Annotated in this window: 22 protein-coding genes and 1 pseudogene; 4 read left to right on the top strand and 19 right to left on the bottom strand. The window is 72.3% G+C overall.

Annotation, left to right across the window (positions count from 1 at the left end; genetic code table 11):
• Positions 1 to 74: 74 nt before the first annotated feature.
• The 3 genes from ACFP3U_RS28610 to ACFP3U_RS28600 form a co-directional block, all read right to left on the bottom strand.
• Complete coding sequence (locus ACFP3U_RS28610) at positions 75 to 572, bottom strand: hypothetical protein (protein WP_380228604.1); 498 nt, start codon at positions 570 to 572, stop codon at positions 75 to 77.
• Between the two features lie 2 nt (positions 573 to 574).
• Positions 575 to 814: a hypothetical protein gene (locus ACFP3U_RS28605; protein ID WP_380228603.1), complete on the bottom strand. Its 240-nt coding sequence runs from the start codon at positions 812 to 814 to the stop codon at positions 575 to 577.
• Positions 815 to 1,083: 269 nt separating this feature from the next.
• Positions 1,084 to 2,877 (bottom strand): recombinase family protein, encoded by a 1,794-nt coding sequence (locus ACFP3U_RS28600; protein ID WP_380228602.1) that lies wholly within the window; start codon positions 2,875 to 2,877, stop codon positions 1,084 to 1,086.
• Between the two features lie 354 nt (positions 2,878 to 3,231).
• On the opposite strand from ACFP3U_RS28600, the gene ACFP3U_RS28595 reads away from it, so the two are divergent.
• From ACFP3U_RS28595 to ACFP3U_RS28585, 3 genes are read left to right on the top strand one after another with little or no spacing between them, the layout of a single operon-like run.
• Complete coding sequence (locus ACFP3U_RS28595; protein ID WP_340636741.1) at positions 3,232 to 3,558, top strand: hypothetical protein; 327 nt, start codon at positions 3,232 to 3,234, stop codon at positions 3,556 to 3,558.
• Complete coding sequence (locus ACFP3U_RS28590) at positions 3,558 to 4,898, top strand: putative T7SS-secreted protein (protein WP_380228601.1); 1,341 nt, start codon at positions 3,558 to 3,560, stop codon at positions 4,896 to 4,898. The genes ACFP3U_RS28595 and ACFP3U_RS28590 overlap by 1 nt, the downstream gene beginning before the upstream one ends.
• Positions 4,899 to 4,920: 22 nt before the next feature.
• Positions 4,921 to 5,406 (top strand): SitI3 family protein, encoded by a 486-nt coding sequence (locus tag ACFP3U_RS28585; protein WP_380228600.1) that lies wholly within the window; start codon positions 4,921 to 4,923, stop codon positions 5,404 to 5,406.
• Positions 5,407 to 5,479: 73 nt separating this feature from the next.
• On the opposite strand, the pseudogene ACFP3U_RS28580 reads toward ACFP3U_RS28585, so the two are convergent.
• The 3 genes and pseudogenes from ACFP3U_RS28580 to ACFP3U_RS28570 form a co-directional block, all read right to left on the bottom strand.
• Positions 5,480 to 5,729 (bottom strand): annotated as a pseudogene (locus ACFP3U_RS28580) (NCS2 family permease); the annotation flags it as partial.
• 28 nt (positions 5,730 to 5,757) lie between these two features.
• Positions 5,758 to 5,970: a hypothetical protein gene (locus tag ACFP3U_RS28575; protein ID WP_380228599.1), complete on the bottom strand. Its 213-nt coding sequence runs from the start codon at positions 5,968 to 5,970 to the stop codon at positions 5,758 to 5,760.
• 548 nt (positions 5,971 to 6,518) lie between these two features.
• Positions 6,519 to 7,877 carry a GH1 family beta-glucosidase gene (locus ACFP3U_RS28570; RefSeq protein ID WP_380228598.1) on the bottom strand — a complete coding sequence of 453 codons (1,359 nt, stop codon included), beginning with the start codon at positions 7,875 to 7,877 and terminating at the stop codon, positions 6,519 to 6,521.
• 189 nt (positions 7,878 to 8,066) lie between these two features.
• Here ACFP3U_RS28570 and ACFP3U_RS28565 point away from each other — a divergent pair, with 189 nt between their 5' ends.
• Complete coding sequence (locus ACFP3U_RS28565) at positions 8,067 to 8,528, top strand: rhodanese-like domain-containing protein (RefSeq protein WP_380228597.1); 462 nt, start codon at positions 8,067 to 8,069, stop codon at positions 8,526 to 8,528.
• A 37-nt stretch (positions 8,529 to 8,565) separates the two neighbouring features.
• Here the strand turns inward: ACFP3U_RS28565 and ACFP3U_RS28560 are convergent, their stop codons facing one another.
• From ACFP3U_RS28560 to ACFP3U_RS28500, 13 genes are all read right to left on the bottom strand, one after another.
• On the bottom strand, positions 8,566 to 9,825 hold the full coding sequence (locus tag ACFP3U_RS28560; protein ID WP_380228596.1) for an MFS transporter: 1,260 nt from the start codon (positions 9,823 to 9,825) through the stop codon (positions 8,566 to 8,568).
• Complete coding sequence (locus tag ACFP3U_RS28555; protein ID WP_380228595.1) at positions 9,818 to 11,017, bottom strand: cytochrome P450 family protein; 1,200 nt, start codon at positions 11,015 to 11,017, stop codon at positions 9,818 to 9,820. The genes ACFP3U_RS28560 and ACFP3U_RS28555 overlap by 8 nt, the downstream gene beginning before the upstream one ends.
• 106 nt (positions 11,018 to 11,123) lie before the next feature.
• Positions 11,124 to 11,804: a DUF5825 family protein gene (locus tag ACFP3U_RS28550; RefSeq protein WP_380228594.1), complete on the bottom strand. Its 681-nt coding sequence runs from the start codon at positions 11,802 to 11,804 to the stop codon at positions 11,124 to 11,126.
• The gene (locus tag ACFP3U_RS28545; RefSeq protein WP_380228593.1) at positions 11,779 to 13,770 is read right to left on the bottom strand and encodes a RiPP maturation radical SAM C-methyltransferase; all 1,992 of its coding nucleotides are present in this window, start codon (positions 13,768 to 13,770) and stop codon (positions 11,779 to 11,781) included. The genes ACFP3U_RS28550 and ACFP3U_RS28545 overlap by 26 nt, the downstream gene beginning before the upstream one ends.
• Positions 13,771 to 13,850: 80 nt before the next feature.
• Positions 13,851 to 14,009 (bottom strand): hypothetical protein, encoded by a 159-nt coding sequence (locus ACFP3U_RS28540; protein ID WP_181970410.1) that lies wholly within the window; start codon positions 14,007 to 14,009, stop codon positions 13,851 to 13,853.
• A complete protein-coding gene (locus tag ACFP3U_RS28535) occupies positions 14,006 to 15,850 on the bottom strand; it encodes an alpha/beta hydrolase family protein (protein ID WP_380228592.1) in 1,845 nt (614 codons plus the stop codon). The genes ACFP3U_RS28540 and ACFP3U_RS28535 overlap by 4 nt, the downstream gene beginning before the upstream one ends.
• A 241-nt stretch (positions 15,851 to 16,091) precedes the next feature.
• A complete protein-coding gene (locus tag ACFP3U_RS28530; RefSeq protein WP_380228591.1) occupies positions 16,092 to 17,450 on the bottom strand; it encodes a sulfate adenylyltransferase subunit 1 in 1,359 nt (452 codons plus the stop codon).
• Positions 17,451 to 17,476: 26 nt separating this feature from the next.
• A complete protein-coding gene (cysD, locus tag ACFP3U_RS28525) occupies positions 17,477 to 18,409 on the bottom strand; it encodes a sulfate adenylyltransferase subunit CysD (RefSeq protein WP_380228590.1) in 933 nt (310 codons plus the stop codon).
• Positions 18,406 to 18,981, bottom strand: coding sequence for an adenylyl-sulfate kinase (cysC, locus tag ACFP3U_RS28520; RefSeq protein ID WP_380228589.1), 576 nt, complete (start codon positions 18,979 to 18,981; stop codon positions 18,406 to 18,408). The genes cysD and cysC overlap by 4 nt, the downstream gene beginning before the upstream one ends.
• Positions 18,982 to 19,080: 99 nt before the next feature.
• On the bottom strand, positions 19,081 to 20,418 hold the full coding sequence (locus tag ACFP3U_RS28515) for a condensation domain-containing protein (protein ID WP_380228588.1): 1,338 nt from the start codon (positions 20,416 to 20,418) through the stop codon (positions 19,081 to 19,083).
• A complete protein-coding gene (locus ACFP3U_RS28510) occupies positions 20,418 to 21,953 on the bottom strand; it encodes an amino acid adenylation domain-containing protein (RefSeq protein WP_380228587.1) in 1,536 nt (511 codons plus the stop codon). Before ACFP3U_RS28510 ends, ACFP3U_RS28515 begins: the two co-directional genes overlap by 1 nt.
• On the bottom strand, positions 21,950 to 22,225 hold the full coding sequence (locus ACFP3U_RS28505; RefSeq protein ID WP_380228586.1) for a phosphopantetheine-binding protein: 276 nt from the start codon (positions 22,223 to 22,225) through the stop codon (positions 21,950 to 21,952). Before ACFP3U_RS28505 ends, ACFP3U_RS28510 begins: the two co-directional genes overlap by 4 nt.
• A gap of 50 nt (positions 22,226 to 22,275) precedes the next feature.
• Positions 22,276 to 23,529 (bottom strand): MFS transporter, encoded by a 1,254-nt coding sequence (locus ACFP3U_RS28500; RefSeq protein ID WP_380228585.1) that lies wholly within the window; start codon positions 23,527 to 23,529, stop codon positions 22,276 to 22,278.
• Positions 23,530 to 23,535 lie beyond the last annotated feature (6 nt).

Raw genomic sequence — 23,535 nt, 5'->3', positions numbered from 1 at the left:
GCCGCCCCTGCGCGTCCCGGGGGAAGTACGGATAGGTTCCGTCTGGCCCGGGGTCGAGCGCGTCAACGGCCATGTCAGTCCGTCGCCTCGATGAAGGCGTTCCGCGTGGCCTCCAACTCTTTCGCGTAGGCCGCGCCGAGGGCAGTAGCCGCGTTGTCCACGGCGGTGGTGATGTCCTCGATGATGCGCAGGTCGTACCAGCGCTGTTCGGGGATGGTGAGCGCGTCGCCGAGTGCGGCCTGAGCGCTCTGCGCGGCGGTCAGGATCTTCTCCCGCTTGTACCGCTCCGCTCGGTGCGCGACGCATGCCTGAAACCACGGCTCGGCTGACAGGAGTTCAAGGAACTCCGCGTGCAGCTCATTGCCCCGGTCGGACCTTTCGGCGGCCTGCGCCGTCCACGTCTTGAGGAACGTGCGGTCGTACTCGACGGCCCGCTCGGCACGACGGGCCTGCTCAGCCTCCTGGGCGGCCACCAGGGCGGCCTCGGCGTCCGCTACCGGACCTGCGAGCCGGTCGGCCTGTGCGCGCAGCTTGGCGAGCTTGTCAGCGGCCTTGGAAACGTCGGTGCTCATTCTCAGACCTCACGACCGGTAGGGGCGGAAACGTTGCGGCCGAGCTGCTTCGCGGCAGTCTTCGCGGCCTCGTAGTGACCGAGCGACAGGTGAGCGACGGCGCCCATCTGGTCGTACTGCTCGGGGCGGTTGCGCTTCATCTCGGCAAGCTGCTCCATGGCAGCGCTGTACTGGAACGCATCGGCGCGGAGGCGCAGCTTCTTGGTCTCGCGGTCCTCGTAGGTGTATTGGTATCGGCTCACTGGTGCTCCTCTATCTGTTGATGGCAGAGACCCTTGTCTCTCTGGGTCGCCAGTCGAGGAGGGGGACGATGCCCCGTAGCTCGCTGAGCGGTGCTGTGCGGTCGTCCGTTCCCCTCTCCCGGGAGTAGAGGAGGGGGACGAATTCCCGCGGTGGTGACGGGGTGACGCTGGTGAGGCAAAATCTGGTTTCTCTTAGACACCGAGTGTCTAAAGAAAACTGGATTTACCGTCTCCAGCGTCACCCGTCACCACCTCCTCACGCTGATGCCCTACGCTGCGGCCCCGACGGGCTCGGCGAGGCGGACCCGGGCGCCCTCGGCGGGGTCGGTCTCTGGGGTGGCGCTCGGCTCGGTGCGCAGACCGGCCAACTCCTCAACAGCGGGGTCCAGCTCGCCCGCGATGGTGAAGGTGACCCGCCGCACGTCGAGCGTCCGCCACCCGCCCCGGGTGCCCCGCTTCACGTCGAGCCGGACCCCAGCCTCAATGAGCATCCGTCGCCGGCCCGCGAGGTCCGCTGCTGCCCAGTCATCCGCGTAGGTCCGCCCGGTCTCGGTGACGACCCGGGTGGGTTCGGTCTTCTCCCGGGACTCCAGCTCGGCCATCCGGTTGTCGAGCGCGTCGGCGCGCTTCTGCCACTCGGCCGCAGCGTGTCGGCTCCTCTGGCGCCCCTGCTGCTTCTGGTGCTCGGCGAACTCGGCCACGGTGGCGTTCAGCTCGGGCGCGGGGTCGTACCCGGGCACCTCTACAACCGTCTTCGTCCGGATGGGGCCGACCAGCCGCAGGAACTCGGCCTCTACGTGGTCGTCCGCCCAGTCTCCCCGGACGTTCGATGGTGCCTCGCACTTGTCGCCCCGGGCATGGTGGTTGCACTTGTAGACGGGTGCCTGGTTCTTCTTGCTCTCCTGCCGGTTCAGGTACATGCGCCCGCCGCACGAATCGCAGTGGATCACTCGCAGCAACAGCGCTTCCGTGTCGGACCGCTCGCCGTTCTCGATGCTGCGCTCGTCCAGAACGGCGCCGATCCGGTCGAACTCCTCGCGGGTGAGGATCGGGTCCGGGGTGCACATGACCGGGTTGCCCTGGTCGTCCCGGACAGGCTTGCCGTTGTGCAGCTTCCACCCGATCAGGACCTCGCTGCGGAGCATCCGGGTAATGACTGCCGGGGTCCACTTGAAAGTCTTCCGAACGACGTGCTGTCCTTTGGCGCCGCCGGTCTTACCGCCCCGCTTGCGTCCCATATTGTCGGCCCAGTAGTCACGCGGGCTGAGCACGTCATCGGCATTGAGACCCGCCGCAACGGCGGACACCGTAGCGCCCTCCAGCAACTCGCGGATGATGCGCTCAATGACACGCACGGCGTCCGGGTCGGGCATCAGGGTGAAGCCGACCCCGCCGAACTCCTCGGGCATCGGGGCGGGCGTGTAGCCGTACGGCGGGCGGGAGCCGCGCCAGCGGAGCGGCATCCTGCGCATGGCGGCCTGCGCGCCACTGACGCGGTCACTGATCGACTGCGCCTCGAACTGTGCAGCGAACGCCAGCATGAACAGTTGCAGTTCCGCCATGGGGTCCATGGGGTTGCGGAAGTCGAAGACCTGCCGACCCCCGCCCAAGCCCTCGGCGAAGACGAGTACCTTGCGGTGCTCGCGGGCCCAGTTGGCGAGCGCGTACATGTGGGCCATGGACCGGATGGCACGGTCGAAGCGCCAGAATACGAGCGCGTCGTAGGCAGCCGGGTTGTGGAGCCAGCGGAGCAACTCGGGGCGCTCCCACGGGGACGTCTTGGACGCGCTGACGTCAAGGTCCACCGCTTCGCGCAGCTCGGCACCCTCACCGAAGGTGATCCGCAGTTCGCCGGCTACGTGATCGCATGCCTCGCGCTGGCGCTCGGGGCTGGTCGTCTCGTCAGTTAGGACGGAGAGCCGGACGCACCGGACGCCCCGAAGAGTGTCGGTGAAGACCGTTCCGGACAGTGGGTTGTGGGTGTCTTCCGTGCCCCACGCGGGGAGTCCAAGTTCCCCGGTGACCGCTTCCGAGCCCCTGACCAGGACGGACGTTCCCGCCATCTCTCACACTCCAGAACGTAGAGTTCTGTGTGTTGGGAGACCCGGAGGGCAACGAGTTCTGCGTCCAATGACGCGCCCGGTCGAATACCCGGACGCCCGACCGACGGCCGGCCGGAACCGCTCCGGCCGGCCCCGGATTCCCGGCGCCTCCCCTTTTCCGGCCCCGCCGGGACTTCACTCCCGGAACACCGGCCCCGCCCTCCCCGTTCGAAGCCGGGAGATCCCGCCGGGATCGGTCCGCGGGCGCCTCCTGCGCCGTTTCGATGCAACGGGCAAACCCGCCGTGCTAGCTTCGGCGGGCACGTCCTGACGGTCGATTCACACCCGGCGAGGGGCTGTAAGGGGGGAGGTCCTGTGGCGGAGGGATTCACGGTGGACCTGGCGGCCTTGGAAAAGGCCGCCTCCGGAATCACCGGCACGATGGCGAAGCTCCAGTTCAGAAAGGTGAAGGACCTCGATCCCAGGAAGGACGAGATCGGGCACGGACACCTGGCTGACGTCCTGGAGAAGTTCTGCACCCGCTGGGAGATCGGCGTCGAACACCTGGTCAAGGACGCCGCCCAGGTCTCGCAGCGCCTGACCGCGAGCGTCAAGGCCTACCGCGAGGTCGACGGAACCCTCTTCGGCCAGCCGGGCGGCACGGTGACCCGTCCGGGCGGCGAGGACCCCGGGGTGAAGTAGTGGCCAAGAGCCTCGGGCAGACCGGCGACCCCAGGGAACTCGTCCCGGGGAACCCCGAAACGATAGCCTCGACCGTCGCCTGGCTCAAGAGCTACGGCGACACCCTGCACTCGACCGGCGAGGGCCTCAAGCGCATCGACACCGTCGAGGGCTGGTCCGGCAAGGCCGGCGACGCGTTCCGGCACGCCTTCCACGGCGAGCCCAAGAAGTGGCTGGTGGCCGGCGACTGCTTCCACGACGCCTCCACGGCGCTGGCCGGCTACCGGTGGACGCTGGCCTGGGCCCAGGAACGGGCCGCCGACGCGATCCGGCAGTGGAACGAGGGCCAGAGCGCCACGAGCAACGCCAAGTCCGAGCACCAGGACGCGGAGCGCAACGCCGGGCACGAACTGCCTTTCACCGATCCCGGCGAGGGCGCCCGGGCGGCCGCGAGCCAGACCCTCAAAACCGCGCAGGAGCAGCTCAAGAGCGCGGGCGACACCGCGGCGCGCACGATCGCCAAGGCCCGCGACAAGGCTCCCGAGGAGCCCGGCTGGCTGGACAAGGTGGGCGACTTCTTCTCCGACGCCGGCGACTTCGCCCTGGACCTCGGCAAGACCGCCGTCGAGGACCTGGCCTCGGTGGGCAACGCGATGATCCACGACCCGGGCGCGGTGCTGGAGGTCGCGGGCGGCCTCGGCCTGGCCGCCCTGGGCGCCGGCGGTGAGGTGCTGGGCGTCGGCCTCGATCTCACCGGCGCGGGCGCGGTGATCGGCGTGCCTGTGAACGTGGTCTCCGCCGGGGTGATCGCCACCGGCCTGGGCATGGCCGGCATCGGCGCGGGCCAGATCATCGAGGACGCGGCGGGCCCCAACCGGGTCCACATGGAGGGGAACGGCGGGGGCGGGGGCGGCGGCGCGGGCGAGGTCCGCACCCAGCCGTCCAGGGCCCCCGACCCCAACGCCACGCCGCAGGGGTCCACCACCCGGATCAACCCGGAGGACGCCGCCGAGAACCGGCTCGCGCTCCAGCGCGAGAACGAGTCGGCGGAGATCCTGGCGAAACAGGGCTACCACGTCGAGCAGAACCCGTCGGTCCCCGGTCCGAAGAATCCCGACTACCGGATCGAGGGCGAGATCTTCGACTGCGTCTCACCCAGCAGCCGGAGCGCCCGGAACGTCGGTTCGAGGATCGAGGAGAAGGTCCTGGAAGGCCAGACCAGCCGGATCGTCGTCAACCTCGCGGATTCCCCGGTGGAGGTCTCGGCCCTCAAGGCCCAGCTCCACGACTGGCCGATCGAAGGGCTCCAGGAGGCCGTGGTGATCGACCGGCAGGGCAATATCCTGCACATCTACCCCTAGCGCATCCGAACGGATCCCAGCCATGTCAATCTCCCACAGCTTCAACCTGGCCACGCCGCTGTCGGTCGCCGAGGTGGCCGACGTGCTGGACGACGTCGCGCGGGGCGCCAGGCTGTTCGATTCGACCACGGCGGCGGCCGACCTGCTCACCGACGGCGTCGTCACCAGGTACGGCACCTGGATCCGGGTCTTCGCCCCCAACCCCAGGCCGTGGAACCCGCTGGTCACCGACCTCCATATCACCCCGACCGTCTCGGTGGCCTTCCGGCTGGACAAGACCACCGACCTGTCGGGGCAGGAGGACGACGTCGTCCGGGTGGTCGCGGGCCTCCTGGACCGGGTCCCGGGCGACGCGGTGCTCCAGTACCACTACGAGGTCGTCTGGCTCCTGCGGCGCGGCGGCCGGCTCAGCCTCAACGAGCGGGACGACCTCTGGCCGCCCGACCGCCTGGCCGTCGTCCCCCGCCCCTTCACCCGCGAGACGCACGTCTTCTCCGACGAGGACTGATCCCGCGCCCTGCGCACCGACGCCGACGGCCCCGCACCCGGGAGGTGCGGGGCCGTCGACGGCACGGCAGGGATCAGAGCAGGCCGAGGGCCGGCATCAGGTAGTAGACGGCGAAGACGGCGTACATCGGGAGGGGACCTCGCGGCCTCGCCCGGCGGCGAGGCGCAGGACGCAGAAGGTGATGAAGCCGAAGCCGATGCCGTTGGTGATGGAGTAGGTGAACGGCATCATCGCGATGGTCAGGAAGGCCGGGATCGCGTGGTGCAGTCCGACCAGTCGATGTCCCGCACGGAGTTGGCGAGGATCAGGAAGCCGAGGCCGATCGGTGTGAGCCGACCGGCCGCTCGTTGATCAGAGAGCCTTCGCGTAGCCGTCGACGAATGCGAAGACCCAGATCACCAGCAGCAGAAGCGTCAGGACCAGTGCCAGGAGCCAGGGGGCGAGTCGGGCCCATCCGGCCACGAGGGCGAGGACGGCGGCCAGGGCCTGCGGCACAACGATCGGGCGGTCCTGCTGGACGAGCGCGACCGGGACGGCGTACTGCGAGACGGTCACCGCGCTCACCCGCCGGTCCTGTTTCTGTGACAGGTCTTCCATTCCCACCCCCAACGCGCTCCGTGATCAACCGCACTGGGTGTCCATACCACCACGGGCCACCGACGAAAACTCACTTCCTGGCAATCGGTTGCGGCGTGACCGCAGATCCAGGGGAACCCGGCCAGTGTCAGCGACATGTCGTATGGGCGCCGTCCGACGTCGCCGCGGCGTCCAACACGGCGTGGGTATGGGTCGGCCATCCTGATCGATGCCACGCTGGTCCGACTGCTGCTGGTACCGGCGGTGATGCACCTGCTCGGCCACGGCAACTGGTGGCTGCCCGGCTGGCTGGACCGCCGTCTGCCCCACCTCCACGTCGAAGGACACACGAAGTACTACCAGCCGAAAGCCCGCCCCCGAGGCACCCCGCTCCCTGGCGGCGGCCCGGTAGTGGCAGCAGCGGACCGCGGATGCCCCACGACGCCCGCGGTCCGCCGCCACGGAACCGACGACCACCGCTGACGAACCTCACGGCGCTCGACCTCGAGCTACTGCTCCGACCCGACTCGGTGACCTCACGGGAAAGTGACCGACCCCTCCTTCGACCACCGCGCCCGGTGAACGGCGATCAGGTCGCGGTACCAGGTGTAGGAGGCCTTCGGGGTGCGCTTCTGGGTCTCGAAGTCGACGTGGACGAGGCCGAAGGGTTGGTGGTAGCCCTCGGCCCATTCGAAGTTGTCGAGGAGGGACCAGGTGTAGTAGCCGCGGATGTCGATGCCTTGGGTGGTGGCGGTGGCGAGGGCGTCGAGGTGGGTGGAGAGGTAGGTGATGCGGGATTGGTCGTCGAGGGGGTCGGTGGTGGAGCAGCCGTTTTCGGTGATGGTGATCGGGGGGAGGGCGGGGCCGTAGCGGGTGTGGAGGGTGTGGAGGAGTTCGGGGAGGCCTTCGGGGACGATGGGCCAGTCGAAGGCGGTGCGGGGGGCGTCGGGGATGTCGACGAGGGTGAAGGGGAGGCCCGGGTCGGTGGGGGCGGCGATGTGGGTGGGGTTGTAGTAGTTGACGCCGAGGCCGGTGAGGGGGGTGGCGGCGATGAGGTCGAGGTCGCCGGGGTGGACGGTGCCGGCGAGGTCGTCGGTGATGCCGTAGGCGGAGAGGTCGGGGTAGTGGCCGAGGAGGAGGGGGTCGGTGAACAGGCGGTTGTGGAGGGCGTCGTAGGCGGTGGTGGCGGCGAGGTCGGCGGGTGAGGGGGAGGCCGGGCGGACGGGGGTGAGGTTGTTGGCGATGAGGACGTCGAGGCCGCGTTCGGCGAGGAGGGCGGCGGCGAGGCCGTGGGCGAGGAGTTGGTGGTGGGCGGTGGGGAGGGCGTCGAGCATCAGGGCCCGGCCGGGGGCGTGGATGCCGAAGGCGTAGCCGTAGGCCATGTGCACGAAGGGCTCGTTGAGGGTGATCCAGGCGGGGACGCGGTCGCCGAGGCGGTCGGCGACGAGGGTGGTGTAGTCGGCGAAGCGGTGGGCGGTGTCGCGGTTCAGCCAGCCGCCGGTGTCTTCCAGGGCCTGTGGGAGGTCCCAGTGGAAGAGGGTGGGGAGCGGGGTGATGCCGGCGTCGAGGAGAGCGTCGACGAGGCGGTCGTAGAAGGCGAGCCCGGCGGGGTTGGCGGGGCCGGTGCCGGTGGGCTGGATGCGGGGCCAGGCGATGGAGAAGCGGTAGCCGTCCAGCCCGAGGCCGCGCATCAGCTCGATGTCCTCGGGGTACCGGTGGTAGTGGTCGCAGGCCACCGCGCCGGTGTGGCCGTCGCGGACGGTGCCGGGGCGGGCGGTGAAGGTGTCCCAGATCGAGGGGCCTCGGCCGTCCTCGGTCACCGCGCCCTCGATCTGGTAGGCGGCGGTGGAGACGCCCCAGCGGAACCCCGCCGGTAGGTCGAAGCGGTCCGGCATGACAGCCTCCTGACATGAATGTGAGGGGTACTCATGTTAGTGGTGGCGGGCTGAAGCGCCAGGGGGAGTCAGAAGGGTGGGTGGCGGGATCTTGGCGAACGGAGGCGATCACGACACTCGTGGGCGGGTCGGGCCGCGGGCCAGGATTGGCGCATCAGCCCGGATCGCCCAGTAACCCAGGAGCACCCGATGACCAGCGCCGTCCTCTCCGTCCCGCCCGCCGAGCCGACCGTCGCCGCGGCGCACTTCCTCTCCCGTCTCAGCTTCGAGGCCGACGTCTCGGACGTTCGGGCCGACCTGCTGGCCGGCGTTCCCGGTCTGGTGGTCGTCGACTCGCGCAGCGACGCGGCTTGGGCCCAGGGGCACATCCCCGGCGCCCTGCACCTGCCCACGGCCCGGATTCCCGAGCTGGCCGGCGAGCTGGTCGACCGCGAGGCCACCGTCGTGACCTACTGCTGGGGTCCCGGCTGCAACGGCGCCACCCGGGCCGCGCTCGCCTTCGCCCGCCTCGGCTACCGGGTGAAGGAGATGCTCGGCGGCTTCGAGTACTGGGTGCGCGAGGGCTTCGCCTTCGAGACGGCCAACGGCACCGAGCAGCGCCCGATCGACGACCTGACGGCTCCCCGCTCGGGTATCTCCTGCGCCTGCTGAGGACCGGCGGGCGGACCGGCGGACGGACCGACCACGCTCAGAGGTCGCGGATCTCGCGTCGGGTCAGGGCGTAGCCGAAGGCGGCCAGCAGGCAGAGGCCGGTTGTCGCGAAGACCGCGCGGCTGCCGAAGGCGTCCACCGCCGCGCCGGCGGCGATCACCGAGATCGGGAAGACGCCCAGGGCGCAGAAGGTGATGGCCGCCATGACCCGGGCCAGCAGGGTGGGCGGGGTGCTCTTCTGCACGCCGGTGACGACCAGGACGTTGGTCACCGTGCTGGCGCCGCCGGCCAGGCAGAGCAGCAGGACGGCGCCGACGATTCCGGTGAACGGCACCAGGCCGATCGCCGCGCCCATCACCAGGCCGGAGAGCATCGCGGTGCGGCCCCGCGAGCGCAGGTCGGTGAGGCCGGCCGCGAACAGGCCGCCGACCAGCGCGCCGCCGGTGAAGGCGGCCAGCAGCAGGCCAAGCCCGACGGCGCCGGCGCCGAAGCCGTGGGTGGCCAGGGTCGGCAGGGCGACCCTGGTGGCGCCGCCGACCGTCAGGTTCGCGATCACCGTCACCGTCAGCACCGCGCGAAGCAGCGGCGACTCGCGCAGCAGCGCGCGGAAGTTCCTTGGTACGGAGGCCCGTTCGGAGATCGGGCGGGGCGGGGCGACGCTGCTGCCGCGACCGATCAGGAGCAGCGTCGCCGCCGAGACGGCGAAGGTCGCCGCGTCCAGGCCGAGGGCGGCGGCCGGGTTCAGCCAGGCGACCAGCGGGCCGGCCACCGCTGGACCGAGCAGGCCGGCGCCGAAGGTGACCGTGCTGTTCAGCGCGTTGCCCGCGTGCAGGTCCTCGGCGGGCAGCAGGGTGGGGGTGATCGCCCAGGCGGCGGGCAGGAACACCCCCGCCCCGAGGCCGACCAGCAGCGCGAGGCCGCCGATCAGCCAGTAGTCCGCCACCCCGGCGGCGGCGACCGCGCACAGCCCGGCGGTGGCGAGCAGCCGGCCGACGTCCGCGGCCATCATCACCCGCCAGGCGCCGAACCGGTCGGCGAGCACCCCGCCGAGCGGGGTGGCGGCCAGCCGTCCCGCGCCGTAGGCGGCGACCACCAGGCTCAACTGGCGGGCCCCGCCGGCGAGGGAGTAGACGAGCAGCGGCAGGGCGACCACCTGGAACGCGTTGCCGAACTCGGAGGTGGCCTGCCCGATCACCAGCAGCCGGTAGCCGCGCGAGCGCAGCGGGGCGAGGCCTATCCTGGGGCGGAAGCGCAGCCACAGCCCGCCGACGTTCTCCGTCCCCGTGCTGCTAGCCATCGAGCGAGACCGGCAGCGACTCCAGGCCGCGCAGCATGATCGTGTTGCGCCAGGGCAGGGTCTCCTCCGCCGCCGCCAGCTCGATCCGCGCGAAGCGCTCCAGCAGGCCGGTCAGCGCGACCTCGCTCTCCAGCTTGCCGAGGAAGGAGCCGAGGCACCGGTGCAGGCCCTGCCCGAAGGCCAGGTGGCCCGGATCGCCCCGGTCCAGGATCAGCCGGTCGGGATCGGTGAAGCGGGCCGGGTCCCGGTTGGCCGCGCCGAGCGAGAGCAGCACCAGCTCGTCCGCCGGGATCTCCACGTCGTCGACCGTCACCTCGGCGTTGGTGAACCGCAGTGTGGCCATGCTCACCGGGGACTCGTAGCGCAGGAACTCGTCGATCGCGACCGGCATCGCCGCCGGGTTGGCGCGCAGCCAGGCGAGCTGGTCGGGGTGGTGGAGCAGCGCGAGGGTGGCGGTGCCGAGCAGGTTGACGGTGGTCTCGTGGCCGCCGATCAGCAGCAGGAAGACCATCGAGAACACCTCCTGTTCGGTGAGTTCACCGGCGTCGCGGGCCTGCACCAGGTCGGTCAGGATGTCGGTGCGCGGCGACGCCCGCCGGGCCGTCATCAACTCCCGCAGGTAGGCGTTGAGTTCGGCGGTCGCCTGGTCGAAGGTCAGCTCGCCGCCCTGGGTGAGGATCGCCGTCGACCAGGCACGGAAGTCCTGCATGTCCTCCGGGGGGAAGCCCAGCAGCTCACAGATGATCATGATCGGCAGCGGAAAGGCGAAGTCCGTCACCAGGTCGGCGGTCTCCCGCCCGCGCAGCCCGTCCAGCAGGCCGCCGGCGATGCGCTCGACCAGCGGTCGCATCATGTCGACCCGCCGGCGGGTGAAGACGCCCTGGATCAGGCGGCGCAGCCGGGTGTGGTCCGGCGGGTCGCTGTTGAGCATGTGGACGACCTCCGAGCCGAGCGTCAGGCCGGATCCCCGTCCGCTCGCGATCGCCTGGCTGCGCCGGACGTCCTGCCCGAACCGCGGGTCCATCAGCGCGGCCCGGACGTCCTGGTAGCGGGTCACCAGGTAGACCGGCAGGCCCTCGCCGAACTCCACGACGGAGACCGCGCCGGCCTCGCGGATCCGGGCGAGCGTGGGGTAGGGGTCGCGGATGAAGGCGGACATCCGCGCGGCGGCGTCGTCGACCGCGGTGGTCATGGTTCTCTCCTCGGACTCGACTCGGACGCGACTCGAACGACTCGAACGCGACTCGGACTCTCGCGGCTACACGGCTGCACGGCTGCACGGGTACACGGCTACGCAGCTACACGGTCAGCGACGGGAACGGCCAGCGGCGTACCCGCATCGGCAGGAACCACGCCCGGCCGGCCTGTTCGGCGATCAGGCCGGCCTCGGCGAAGTCCCGGTGGACGGCCTCCGGCAGCAGGTCGACCTCGACGCCCTCGGCGAGCGCGTCCAGCTGCGCCAGATGGCCGGGCTCGTCGATGGTGAACAACTCCAACGTCCCGAACCGCCGGTCGCGCACCTCGACGAAGCCGGGGCCGCGCCGGTAGACGCACTTGCTCGGGAAGTACGAGGCGCGCCAGTCGGCGACGACCTCCGGCGGGGCGCCGGTCACCCGCTCCGGCGGGTACAGGTGGTGGAAGCGGCGCCGCGCCGCGCAGCCGTCCGCGCAGACCGCCTGCCACAGTACGGCCAGCCCCTGGCCGGTCGCCTCGCGCAGCAGCATCAGCGCCCGGGCGGAGGCCGCCGGCGCGTCCGCGCAGAGCCGGACCGGCTCGGTCAGCCGCAGGCAGCGGACGCCGGCGCGGTGCAGCTCGGTGACCTCGGTCTGCGCCGGGCCGGACAGGGTGCGGCGGCCGAGCGCGAAGCCCGGCAGCTCCCGGACGGCGGGGTCGTAGTCGAGCCAGAGCTCGACCTCCGGGCCGGCCGCCTGCCAGCGGTCGGCATCGGTCCGCTCAGCCGATCGCGACGGCGTCGACATCGAGCACCTCCTCCTCGGCGCGGGTACGGTCGGCGGCGGGGCCGTGCCGGTGCTGCATCCGCATCAGCACCTGGTTGTCGGACTCGACGGCGACCTGGAGGTAGCCGTCCCCGTCGTGGAACAGCAGGCCGAGCGCGGTGAACCGCTCCAGCACCGGTTCGACCGCCGCCGCGCCGCCGGGGACCTTCGCGGCCAGCGTGGCGGCCGAACGGGGCTGGGCCAGCAGCCGGAACACGGCGAGCTCCACCGGATCGGTCAGCTCGACCACCCGCCAGTCGTACCCGGGCCGGGTGTTGACGAGCACGATCCGCCCGCCCGCGTCCCGGTAGCTGAGCCGGCTGTCGGGGAAGCGCGCGAGCCAGGTGTCCACCGCCGCGCTCAGCCGCTCCGCCAGCTCGCCGCCGATCCCGCGCGGCGGGGCGGTGAACACATAGGCCATGTCGTTCAGTTCGCTCTCCGGCAGGCGGTACGTCGCCCGGTACTGGAAGGCCGGCCGGGTGATCGCGAAGCCCAGCTCGGGGCGGTCGAAGTACGGGCTGAACCGCTCGATCGCGATCCGTCCCGCGCCGGTCGGCGGGTCCAGGTGGTGCAGCACGGGCAGTTGGCGGATCACCGACTCGTAGTCGGCGGGCTGCTCGCCGGGGAAGCCGTAGAGGTAGTTCCAGGTGACCGAGACCCCGGCGCTCTGCGCGTCCCGCAGCGCGCGGACGTTCTGGCAGCCCGTGACGCCCTTGTCCATGATCCGCAGGACCCGGGTGCTCAGGTTCTCGATGCCGGGCTGCACCTGGGCCGCGCCCGAGTCGCCGAGGAGCTGGAACTGGTGGCGGCGCAGGTTGGCCTTGATCTCGAAGTGCAGCCGCAGGTCCACCGGGAGTTCGGCCAGGGACTTCAGGACGGTGTCGAAGTAGCCCATGTCCAGGATGTTGTCGACCACGTAGACGTCCAGCAGCTGGTGGCGCTCGGCGAGCGTGAGCACCTCGGCGAGGAAGTCGGCCGGCGGCTTGGAGCGGAACTCCATCGAGGAGCCGTTGAGGCCGCAGAAGGTGCAGTGGTGCTTCTCGCCCCACCAGCAGCCCCGGGAGCCTTCCAGGACCAGCTTGGGATCGACCCAGCCGGCCGCGACGGAGGCGTCGAGCCGCTCGAAGAAGCCGTCGTAGCGGGGCGCCAGGATCGCCGCGGGCGGGAGCGGACGCGTCGTCATCGCGTTGGCCGTCGACGCCCCGGACTCGTCGCGCCAGCACAGCCCGGGGACGGCGGCGAGGTCACCGCTTTCGAGGCCACCGCCTTCGAGGTCACCGCCTTCGAGGTCGCCGCCTTCGAGGTCACCGCCGTCCGGGAGGCCCGCCAGGAGGGCCGGGAAGGCCGCCTCGCCCTCGCCGCGCACCACGTAGTCCAGGAACGGGAAGTTGCGGTGCAGCGCGGCGCCCTGCGGGCCGTCGCAGTTGGCGCCGCCGAACACCGTGCGCACCTGCGGGCACCGCTGCTTGAGCAGCTTCGCCGCGGCGAGGCTCGCCGTGTTCTGCTGGAAGGTGGTGGTGAAGCCGACCAGGTCCGGCGGGTCGGCGGCGAGTTCCTCGACCAGTCGGGCGATGAACGCGGGGGCGATCGCGCGGGTGGCCCGGGTCAGGGCGATCTCCTGCTCGCTCGCGCCGTTGGCGGCCAGGTACGCGAAGTAGTCCGTGGACCCGGTGTCGTCCCCACCGCCGCCGGAGGCGCCGTCGTCGCCGTAGAGCGCACCGGCGAACGCCCAGTCGCCCGCGCCCTGGAAGTAGGACTTCTCGGAGAAGTACTGGTAGTCGTCCACGCCGAAGCCCGCGGTCTCGGCCGCCCAGTCCACGAAGTCCAGGTTGGCGTACCGCACGTCGACCTGATGGCCGGCGCGGGCGGCGGCGGTGTGCAGGATCCCGAGCGCCAGCGAGGGCACGTCGATCGCGCCCCAGGGCATGTGCAGCAGGACGATACGCATGGATGGCCACTTCTGTCGTTCGCCGGCGGTCGGTGGGGTGTCGCTCCGGGGCACCGCGGGCGCCCCGGAGCGACGGTGCATCACTTCTTGGCTTCCGGCTTCGGCTTCGGCTGCCCCTTGAGGGCGGGCGCGACCGGCGCGGCCTTGGTGATGTCGAGCGCGAAGTTCTGGACGACCACGGCGCCCCGGTCACGCTCCGGGGTGCTGATCGGGTCGTTCTGGATGCTGCGTCGCTTCATGGCTGTTCACCTCCTTCCATCGGCTGGACGGATCCCTCGGGGCGATCGCCCCGAGGTGCTCGGGGGAGCGGTGCCGACCACGCCTGCCCGGCGAACCGGACCATCGCGGCCAGCACCGATCGGTGGTCGGCGGTCCGGCGGCTGTAGTGGCCGCCGTCCACCCAGAGCAGTTCGTGCGGCACCGTCAGCCGGCGCAGGTCCGCGGCGTACCGGGCCACCTGCTCGGGCGGGCAGCGCTCGTCGGTCCGCGAGGCGACCAGCAGGACGGGCGAGCGGACCTGGTGCACGTACGAGCGCGGGTCGGCGGCGCGGTAGCGCTCAGGGACCTCGTCCGGGGTCCCGCCGAAGAGCTGCCGGTCGAGTTCGCGCAGGGCGGGGGTGGTGGTGCGGTAGGCGGCGGGGTAGTCGGCGATCGGCTGGGCGGCCATGCCGAGCGACCACAACCGCGGCTGCGCGCCCATCGCCAGCAGGGTCAGATAGCCGCCCCAGGAGAATCCGCACAGGCCGGTGCGCTCGGCGAGCGCCGTGCCGTCGGCGACCAGCTCCGCGCGGACGGCGGCCAGGTCCTCGATCTGCGCCAGCCCGACCCGGTGGCCGTACTCGTGCTGCCAGCGGGCGCCGTAGCCGGTGGAGCCGCGGTAGTTGGTGCGCACCACCGCGTAGCCGTGGTCCACCAGGACGTTCACCCGCGGGTCGTAGGAGTCCCGGTCGTGGGTGGCGGGGCCGCCGTGCACCAGGAAGAGGGTCGGCCACGGGCCCGGGCCGGCCGGGGTGCTGACGAAGCTGTGGATCCGCCCGTACGGCCGGGGCGTCCAGCGCCGGCTGCGGGAAAGGTCTCCCCCGTCCGGGTCGGGCTGGTCCGCCGCCTCCGCGTCGGGGCGCAGGACCAGTGGGCGGGGCGGTGTCGACTCCCGGCTCCAGACGCAGTGCAGGGTGCCGTCCGGGGCGCAGGACAGGTCGTGGATCGTGCCGCCGGGCGTGCTGATCTCCCGTACGGGGCAAGGGAGTTCATCCGCGCCGGCCGGTGCCGCCGGCGGGCCGAGGTCGGCGAGGAGCAGCCGGCTCCGCCCGGCCCGCTCGTGCTGGATCAGCACCTCGCGCGGCCCCCGGTACCAGCCGGCCGAGATCTGCGAGTCGAACGACAGCCCCGGGTACCCGCGCAGCCCCGCGCCGGCCCGCCAGGTCGCGACGGTGTACCGCTCGTCCTCCTCGACCACCAGCAGCAGTTCGGGCTCGGCCGCCGCGAGCGGGTTGAACTCGATCGGCCAGAGCCGCAGTCGGCCGTGCCCGGCGAGCCGCAGCGGACCGTCCGCCCGAGGGCTCTCCTCCGCGTCCGTCGGCCACAGGACCACCGCGTCGTCCCCGTCGGGCCGCCCGCCGAGGGCGAGCAGCCGGCCGTCCGGCGACAGGTCGGCCAGGCTCAGGTACCCCGGTGCCGAACCGATCGGCCGGGCCTCGCCCGCGGGCGGTCCGACGTAGCAGTGCGAGTCCCCGTCGACGCCGACGGCCACCGCCGCGAGCGCGCCCGTCCGGTCGAAGGCCACGCCGTACGCCCGCCCGCGCGGCACCCCGTGCAGCGCCTCGCCGCCCGCGCCGCCGGTGAACGGCTCGCGCCGCCACCGCCCCTCCCCCGCGCTGTCGGCGTCGAACCACCAGATGGCGTCGCCGTCCGGCTCGATCTCGCTCAGGTGGACGCCCTCCGGCCGGTCGGTGACGACCCGGCGCCGCCCCGTCCGCAGGTCCCAGGCGACCGCCTGCCAGCGCTCCTCGACGAGCCGTGTCTCGACCGCGCGGTCGGCCGCCAGCGCGGCGAAGCCGGGGGACTGGAACGCCTGCGTCACGGGCCCCGCCCTTCCGGTTCGATGGTGGGAAACAGGCTGCGCCGAACGCTCTGAGAACCAGTGAACCGGTGTGCGGAGAAGGCCACTTGCGGAGGGCCGGAGTCCAATCTAGGGGCGGCGCCGCGGCTTCGAACAGACCTCTCGCACAGTTGGCCGAAAGACGGCTGGGGAATGAACACCGGCCCGGGTGGGGGCGGCGGCCCGCCCCCACACACACGGGGTGCGAGCCGCCGGGCAGGCGCTAGAAGTCCCAGCCGTCCCCGTCCCCGTCGGCGTCCACCGGGTCGGCCGCCGCCGCCCGGAAGGCGTCGCCCGCCATGCCGGCGGCCAGGGTGGTGCCGTCCACCGGGTCGATCAGCAGGAACGATCCGGTGCGCCGGGAGTCGGCGTAGGAGTCGAGCGCGAGCGGTTCGGCGGTGCGGACCCTGACCCGGCCGATGTCGTTGGCGACGAGCCGGCCGGGGTGCGGGTGCTGGGAGAGGTCGTCGAGCGTCAGCCGCGAGGGGATGGACTCGACGATCGCCTTCACCGTGCGGGTGGTGTGCTTGAGCAGCACCCGCAGGCCGACGGTGAGCGGCGTGTCCGCGACGTGGCAGACCGTCGCCTCGACCTCCTTGGCGATCCGCGGCGGCCGCGGTCCGGCGGTGAGCATGTCGCCGCGTCCGACGTCGATCTCGTCGGCGAGCCGGACGCTGAGCGAGGCGCCCGCCGACACCACGTCCGCCGCCCGGCCCAGGACGTCGAGCGCGGTGACGGTGGTGACCCGGCCGGACGGCTGCACGGTCACCGTCTCGCCGACCCGCAGGCTCCCGGTGAGCAACTGGCCCGCGTAGTACCGCTCCCCCTCGTGCCGGATGACCATCTGGACCGGGAAGCGGGCGGAGCCGTCGGCCGCGCGGTCCCCCACCTCCACCGCCTCCAGGTGTTCCAGCACGGTCGGGCCGCCGTACCAGTCCATCCGGGCGGAGGGCTCGACGACGTTGTCCCCGGCCAGCGCCGAGATCGGGACGGCGGTGACCTCGGGGATGCCCAACTCGCTGGCGTAGGCGGTGAACTCCTCGGCGATCGCCGCGAAGACGGACTCCCGGTAGTCGACGAGGTCCATCTTGTTGACGGCGAGGACGACGTGCGGCACGCGCAGCAGGGCGGCGATGGCGGCGTGGCGGCGGGTCTGCTCGACGACGCCGTTGCGGGCGTCGACCAGGATGACCGTCAGCTCGGCCGTGGAGGCGCCGGTGACCATGTTGCGGGTGTACTGCACGTGGCCGGGCGTGTCGGCGAGGATGAACCGGCGCCGGGAGGTGGCGAAGTAGCGGTAGGCGACGTCGATGGTGATGCCCTGCTCCCGCTCGGCGCGCAGGCCGTCGGTGAGCAGCGCGAGGTCCGGCGCCCCGGCGCCGCGCGAGCGCGAGGCGTGCTCCACGGCCTCCATCTGGTCGGCGAGCACGGACTTGGAGTCGTGCAGCAGCCGCCCGACCAGGGTGGACTTGCCGTCGTCGACGGATCCGGCGGTGGCGAACCGCAGCAGGGTGGTGGCCGACGGACCGGAGAGGTCCTCGACGGTGGTGCCGGTCTCCGGGCTCGTCCGGGGACTGCTCATGTCGGCGCTCATCTCCAGGCTCATCTCTAGAAGTACCCTTCGCGCTTGCGGTCTTCCATCGCGGCCTCGGAGAGCTTGTCGTCGGCCCGGGTGGCGCCGCGCTCGGTGAGGCGGGAGGCGGCGATCTCGGCGATGACGGCCTCGATGCTCGTCGCGTCGGAGTCGACCGCGCCGGTGCACGACATGTCGCCCACGGTCCGGTAGCGGATCAGCCGGACCTCGACCGGCTCGTCCTCGCGCGGACCGCCCCAGTCGCCGGCGGTCAGCCACATGCCGCTGCGCCGGAAGACGGGCCGCTCGTGGGCGTAGTAGATCGCGGGGAGTTCGATCTTCTCGCGGGCGATGTACTGCCAGACGTCCAGCTCGGTCCAGTTGGAGAGCGGGAAGACCCGGACGTGCTCCCCGGGGGCGTGGCGGCCGTTGTACAGCTGCCAGAGTTCGGGGCGCTGGCGGCGCGGGTCCCACTGGGAGAACTCGTCGCGCAGCGAGAACACCCGCTCCTTGGCCCGTGCCTTCTCCTCGTCGCGCCGCCCACCGCCGAACACCGCGTCGAACCTGTGGGACTCGATGGCGTCGAGCAGCGGCACCGTCTGCAGCGGGTTGCGGGTGCCGTCGGGGCGCTCGCGCAACCGGCCGTCGTCGATGTACTCCTGCACGGAGGCGACGTGCAGGCGCAGGCCGCGTTCGGCCACCACCCGGTCGCGGTAGTCGAGGACCTCGGGGAAGTTGTGCCCGGTGTCCACATGCAGCAGCGCGAACGGCACCGGCGCCGGGGCGAAGGCCTTGAGGGCCAGGTGCAGCATGACGATGGAGTCCTTGCCGCCGGAGAAGAGGATCACCGGCCGCTCGAACTCGCCCGCCACCTCGCGGAAGATGTGCACCGACTCGGACTCCAGGGCGTCCAGGTGGCTGAGGGCGGCGGAGTGGTCCGCGACCAGGTCGACGGGGTGGGAGTTCATATCAGACGCCTTTCCACCAGCAGGCTCAGCAGCGCGGACGCGGATTCGGCGACCGACTGCTCGTGCGCGGGGATGCGCAGGTCGGGCGCCTCGGGAGCCTCGTAGGGGTCGTCGACGCCGGTCAGTCCGGTGATCTCCCCGGCGGCCTGCCGGGCGTACAGGCCCTTCACATCGCGCTCGGCGCAGGTGCTCGGGGGTGTGGCGACGTGGATCTCCAGGTAGGGCGTGTGGGAGCCGTCGTGGCGTTCCCGCACCGCCTGCCGGCTGTCCGCGTACGGGGCGATGGCCGGGACGAGCACCAGCACACCGTTGCGCGCCAGCACCTCCGCGACCAGTCCGATGCGCTGCACGTTCGTGTGGCGGTCCGCGCGGCTGAAGCCGAGGCCCGAGGAGAGGGTCAGGCGGAACTCGTCCCCGTCGAGCACCTCCACCCGGCGGCCCTCGTCCCGCAGGCGACCGGCCACGGCGTGGGCGATCGTGGTCTTTCCCGAGCTGGGCAGGCCGGTCAGCCACACCGTCGCACCGCACTCGCACGCGCGCGCTGCCTGGCTGGTCCGCAACTCCGTTTCCATCGGCGTGTCGCTCTCTTTCTGGGGGGTCCGGAGGTTTCTGGGGGTCCGGCGTGGTCTCAGTGCTCAGTGCTCTCAGTGCTCTCAGTGGTCTCAGTGCCCTCAGGCGATCGCGGCCAGCCGGTCGAACAGCGCGCGCACCGGCACATCGGGGTCGTCGGCGGCCGCCGCCAGCGCGGTCAGCCACTGCCGCAGCACGAGCGCCGCTTCGTCGGCGGTGAAGAAGTCGAGGGCGTAGTCGGCCCGGACGTCCCAGCCGCGGCCGTCCGCGACGACGTACTGGAGCCAGTCGAACTTGGCCGAGGCTCCCCCGACGTGCACCCGCTCGCAGCGCAGCCCGGGCAGCTCCAGCCGGCTCGGCGACTGGTCGAGGACGAGGCAGATGCGGCCCAGGTGCGCGCCGGACAGCACGCCCCGGGTGCGGGTGACGCCGCCGCCGAGCCGGGCGTAGGGCACATTTCGGTGCCGGAGCACGCTCAGTGAGGCGCGCTTCGCGGCGGCGCACACCGTGGAGAAGGTGGCGTCGGCGGGGACGCGGTAGCGCACCGGCAGGAGGTCGGTCAGGCAACCGAAGACCTCGTCGAGGTCCGGCGCGCCGCGGCGGGAGACCGGGCTGCCGATCACCACGTCCTCGCCGTTGACCGCCGCGGCGGTGACCGCCATGCAGGTGCTCATCAGCACGTGCGGGGTGGTGCGCAGCGCGCGGGCCGCCGTGCGGAGGGCGTCCCCCAGGTCGGCGGGGACGGTGGCGCGCACCGTGTCGCAGGCGGAGCCCCGCCGGGCGGCGAGCGGGCGCGGCCGGGGCGGCAGGTGGGTGAGCGCGGGCGCCCCGTCCAGGAACTCGGCCCAGAAGGCGAGGTCCGCCGGGGCGATCCCGGCCGCCCGGGCCCGGACGGCGTGCTCGCCGAGCGTGAGCCCCGGCGGGGGGAGCTTCGCCGGGGCGCCGCCGGCCTGCTCGGTGTAGAGGGCGGACAGCTCCTGGTCGAGCAGCACCAGCGAGGCGTCGTCGACGGCGACGTGGTGGATCTGCAGCAGCAGCACGTACTCGCCCGGCGCGCGGTCGTAGAGGGTCAGCCGAGCGGGCGACACGCTCAGGTCGAGCGGCCGCTGCCCGGCCCGTCGCAGGGTGTCGTGCAGGTCGCCGCCGGGCCACGGGAGGCGCTCCAGCGGTACGGTGCCGGCCGGGTCGACGCTCTGCACCGGGCCGTCGTCGCCGAGCGTGAAGCGGGTGCGGAGTACGGCGTGCCGTTCGACCAGGGCGGCCAGGGCGCGCTCCAGCGCCGGGACGTCGAGCGGACCGGTGATGTGCTGGGCCCAGGTCTCCAGGAAGGGCGAGGGATCCGCCATGAACTGGTCGGCGATCCAGAGCGCCTCCTGTTCGAAGGTCTGCGGGAATTCGAGGGCCTGCGGGAGTTCGGAGGTCTGCGGGAGTTCGCGCATCAGCCGGGGCGCCTCTCCAGAGCCTGCAGGTCGACCTTGCCGTTGTCGCGCCGCGGCAGGTCGTCCAGCTGCTCGAACCGGCCGGGCACGGCGTACGCGGGGAGCCGGGTGGTGAGCCGCTTGCGGACGTCCCGCGGGGCGAGTTCGGCGCCGTCGGCCAGGGTGTAGACCAGGGCGACGTGGTCGACCGTGCCGCCCTCGTCGGTCCGGGCGACGGCGGCGCAGGCCCGGATCTCCGGGATCGCGGCCGCGGCGGCCTCGATGTCGCCGAGTTCGATCCGGTTGCCGCTGAGCTTGATCTGCCGGTCGCGGCGGCCGTGGTAGTGCAGGATCCCGTGCTCGTCGAGCATGCCGAGGTCGCCGGTCCGCAGGGCGCGCTGCCGCTCCCCGGCGATCTCCAGGGTCGGGAACCGTTCGCGCGTCAGCGTCTCGTTGTTCAGGTACCCGCGGGCGACGCCGGGGCCGAGCGCGACGATCTCACCGCGTTCGCCGGGCGCCGCGGGCGAGCCGTCCTCGCGCAGCAGGACCACCGCCGTGTTGGGGACCGGCCGGCCCACCGGGATGCCGGCGGGCGCGGCGTCGTCGGCCGGCGTCATCCGGTGCACGGCCGTCAGCATGCAGTTCTCGGCCGGGCCGAAGCCGTTCCAGATCGGCAGCTCGGGGAAGCGCTCCAGGAACCTCGCGACATGCCGGGGGGACTGCTTCTCGCCGCCGACGTAGAGCGTCTCCAGGCCCTCGAACGCGTCCGGGTCCTCGTCGACGATCAGGTTGAACAGCGAGGTGGTCAGCCAGAGCGTGTCGACGCCCTGCTCGGCGACCAGGGTGCGCAGCCGGCTGGGCATCAGGTGGTTCTCTTCGACGACGACGCAGGCGCCGCCGGTGGTCAGCTGGCCCCACAGCTCGAAGGCGTACATGTCCCAGGCGCCGGGCGCGACCTGCGCGGTGAGGTGCCCCGGTCCGAAGCCGTCCAGCCCGCCCGGGCCGAACATCCGGGTGACCGCGCGGTGCGGGATGAGCACGCCCTTGGGGACGCCAGTGCTGCCGGAGGTGAAGAACACCGTGGCCAGGTCCTCCGGGTCGGCCGGCACCGGCGCGAACAGGCCTGCCGCACTGTCAGCCCCAGCGTCCGCGAGCGCGGACAGCGGCGAGGGGGCGAGCGTCCGGGTGACGCCGAGCGGCTCGCCGCCGGGCCGGCCGACGACGACCGGGTCGTCGAGCTGGTCCAGGATCGCGGCGATGCGGCTCGCCGGCCAGCGCGGGTCGAGGGTGGCGTACGCCGCGCCGCTCATCAGCACGCCGAGCTGGAGGGCGATCAGCTGGGCGCCGCGCGGCAGCAGCAGGGGCACGATGTCCCCCGGCCGGACGCCCCAGGCGGTGAGCCGGCCCGCCAGGACCCGGGCCGCCGCGGTGAGGGTCCGGTAGTCGACGCGCTCCTCGCCCTGGACGAGCGCGAGGTCGTGCGGTGCCCGGTCGGCGCACTCGGCCACCGCGGCGTGCACGGTCCGCAGCGGCGGCGGGTTGGTGGCCCCGGTCATTCCGCACCGAGCCGGATCTGCTCGGCGAAGTCGGCCAGTTCGTCGTACTCCAGCAGCCAGGCCGGGTCGACCTGGAAGCCGAGCCGGCGCTCGATCCGGGCACAGATCCGGATGGCCGCCAGCGAGGTGCCGCCGAAGTCGTAGAAGCTGTCGCGCCGGCCGACCTGGTCGACGCCCAGCACCTCGGCCATGACGGCGGCGACCTGCTCCTCCAGCTCGTCGGCCGGCTGCTCGTACTCGGCCTTGCACACGACATCACGGTTCTCGGTCACGGGACTCCTGTTCTCAGCTGGGGCGTGTCTTTCGGCCGGTGCAGAACTCCTCAGGAGATCTGCTCGACGGTGGTGGCGGGCCGGACGTCCCGCTCGGCCTCGCGCAGGGCCCGCGTCGTCACCCGCGAGGCGAAGACGACCGCGGCGAGCGCGAGACCGACCCCGCACACCACGAAGGCGTCCTCCGGGCCCAGCCACCGCCCCAGCCCGCCACCGACCAGCGCGCCGACCGGTACGGCGCCGAGGACGATCAGGCGGTAGGCGGCGGTGACCCGGCCGAGCAGCTCGTCGGGGACGGCGGCCTGGCGGAGCGTGCTCACCACGATCTGGTTGAGGGCCGTGGAGATGGCGGCGAGGAACATGACGATCTCGGAGAGGACGATGCTCCCGCTGAGACCGAGGACGACGTAGCTGGCGGCGGGCACCAGCGCGGCGAGCCAGGTGACCGGTCCCCCGCCGATGGCCGGCACCACCCGCGCCGCGATCAGCGAGCCGATGACGGCGCCCACGGCCGGCACCGCGATGAAGACGCCGTACCAGGACTTGGAGACGCCCAGCGGGCCGGTCGCCAGCAGCACGAGCAGACCGGCGGTGGCGGAGGAGAACAGGTTGATCGAGCCGGAGATGAACGCGACCCGCCGCAGCAGCCGGTGCTCCCAGAAGTAGGACCAGCCGGCCCGGATGCTGCGGACGACGTCGCCCGCCGAGTGCTTGCCGCCGCTGGTGTCGCTCGCGGTGGGGCGCATCCGGGGCAGGGTGATCGCGGCCAGGGCGGCGAGTGCGAAGAGGCCCGCCGTGGAGGTGAACACCATGATCGCCGACAGCGCGAACAGGGCGGCGCCGGCCGTCGGTCCGACGAAGTTGTTGATCGCCGACTGGGTGGCGAACAGCCGCCCGTTGGCCCGCTCCAGGTCGGCGCGCTCGACCAGCCTCGGCGGCACCGTCAGGGCCGCGTTGTCCACCAGGGTCTCGGCCGTGCCGGCCAGGAAGACGGCGAGGTAGAGCAGCACGATGGCGTGCAGGTCGGCCGCCAGCGTCAGGACGAGCAGACCGAAGCCGACGGCGCGGATCGCGTTGCCCCACACCATGATGAGGCGTCGGTCGATGCGGTCGGCGAGGGCCCCGGACGGCAGGGTGAAGATCAGCCAGGGCAGGAACTGCGCCACCGTGATGCCCGCGACCAGCAGCGGGTCACGGGTCATCTCCACCGCGAGGAGGGGTACGGCCGCCAGCACCAGGCCGTCGCCCAGGTTCGACAACCCCTGCGACCACCACAGCCTGGTGAAGCCAGGGCCCAACGTCATGTCCGC

Source organism: Kitasatospora misakiensis (assembly GCF_042656005.1).
Lineage (GTDB): Bacteria > Actinomycetota > Actinomycetes > Streptomycetales > Streptomycetaceae > Kitasatospora > Kitasatospora misakiensis.
Note: the sequence above shows the minus strand (reverse complement) of the source record. Positions and strands in the feature narration are given on the sequence as shown.

Coding starts and splice junctions, on each gene's coding strand:
- ACFP3U_RS28565 (WP_380228597.1), top strand. CDS start 8,067: ATGACCAGCGCCGTCCTCTCCGTCCCGCCCGCCGAGCCGACCGTCGCC.
- ACFP3U_RS28600 (WP_380228602.1), bottom strand. CDS start 2,877: ATGGCGGGAACGTCCGTCCTGGTCAGGGGCTCGGAAGCGGTCACCGGG.
- ACFP3U_RS28530 (WP_380228591.1), bottom strand. CDS start 17,450: ATGAGCAGTCCCCGGACGAGCCCGGAGACCGGCACCACCGTCGAGGAC.
- cysC (WP_380228589.1), bottom strand. CDS start 18,981: ATGGAAACGGAGTTGCGGACCAGCCAGGCAGCGCGCGCGTGCGAGTGC.
- ACFP3U_RS28510 (WP_380228587.1), bottom strand. CDS start 21,953: ATGACCGGGGCCACCAACCCGCCGCCGCTGCGGACCGTGCACGCCGCG.
- ACFP3U_RS28560 (WP_380228596.1), bottom strand. CDS start 9,825: ATGGCTAGCAGCACGGGGACGGAGAACGTCGGCGGGCTGTGGCTGCGC.
- ACFP3U_RS28540 (WP_181970410.1), bottom strand. CDS start 14,009: ATGAAGCGACGCAGCATCCAGAACGACCCGATCAGCACCCCGGAGCGT.
- ACFP3U_RS28515 (WP_380228588.1), bottom strand. CDS start 20,418: ATGCGCGAACTCCCGCAGACCTCCGAACTCCCGCAGGCCCTCGAATTC.
- cysD (WP_380228590.1), bottom strand. CDS start 18,409: ATGAACTCCCACCCCGTCGACCTGGTCGCGGACCACTCCGCCGCCCTC.
- ACFP3U_RS28550 (WP_380228594.1), bottom strand. CDS start 11,804: ATGTCGACGCCGTCGCGATCGGCTGAGCGGACCGATGCCGACCGCTGG.
- ACFP3U_RS28545 (WP_380228593.1), bottom strand. CDS start 13,770: ATGCGTATCGTCCTGCTGCACATGCCCTGGGGCGCGATCGACGTGCCC.
- ACFP3U_RS28500 (WP_380228585.1), bottom strand. CDS start 23,529: ATGACGTTGGGCCCTGGCTTCACCAGGCTGTGGTGGTCGCAGGGGTTG.
- ACFP3U_RS28585 (WP_380228600.1), top strand. CDS start 4,921: ATGTCAATCTCCCACAGCTTCAACCTGGCCACGCCGCTGTCGGTCGCC.
- ACFP3U_RS28610 (WP_380228604.1), bottom strand. CDS start 572: ATGAGCACCGACGTTTCCAAGGCCGCTGACAAGCTCGCCAAGCTGCGC.
- ACFP3U_RS28570 (WP_380228598.1), bottom strand. CDS start 7,877: ATGCCGGACCGCTTCGACCTACCGGCGGGGTTCCGCTGGGGCGTCTCC.
- ACFP3U_RS28555 (WP_380228595.1), bottom strand. CDS start 11,017: ATGACCACCGCGGTCGACGACGCCGCCGCGCGGATGTCCGCCTTCATC.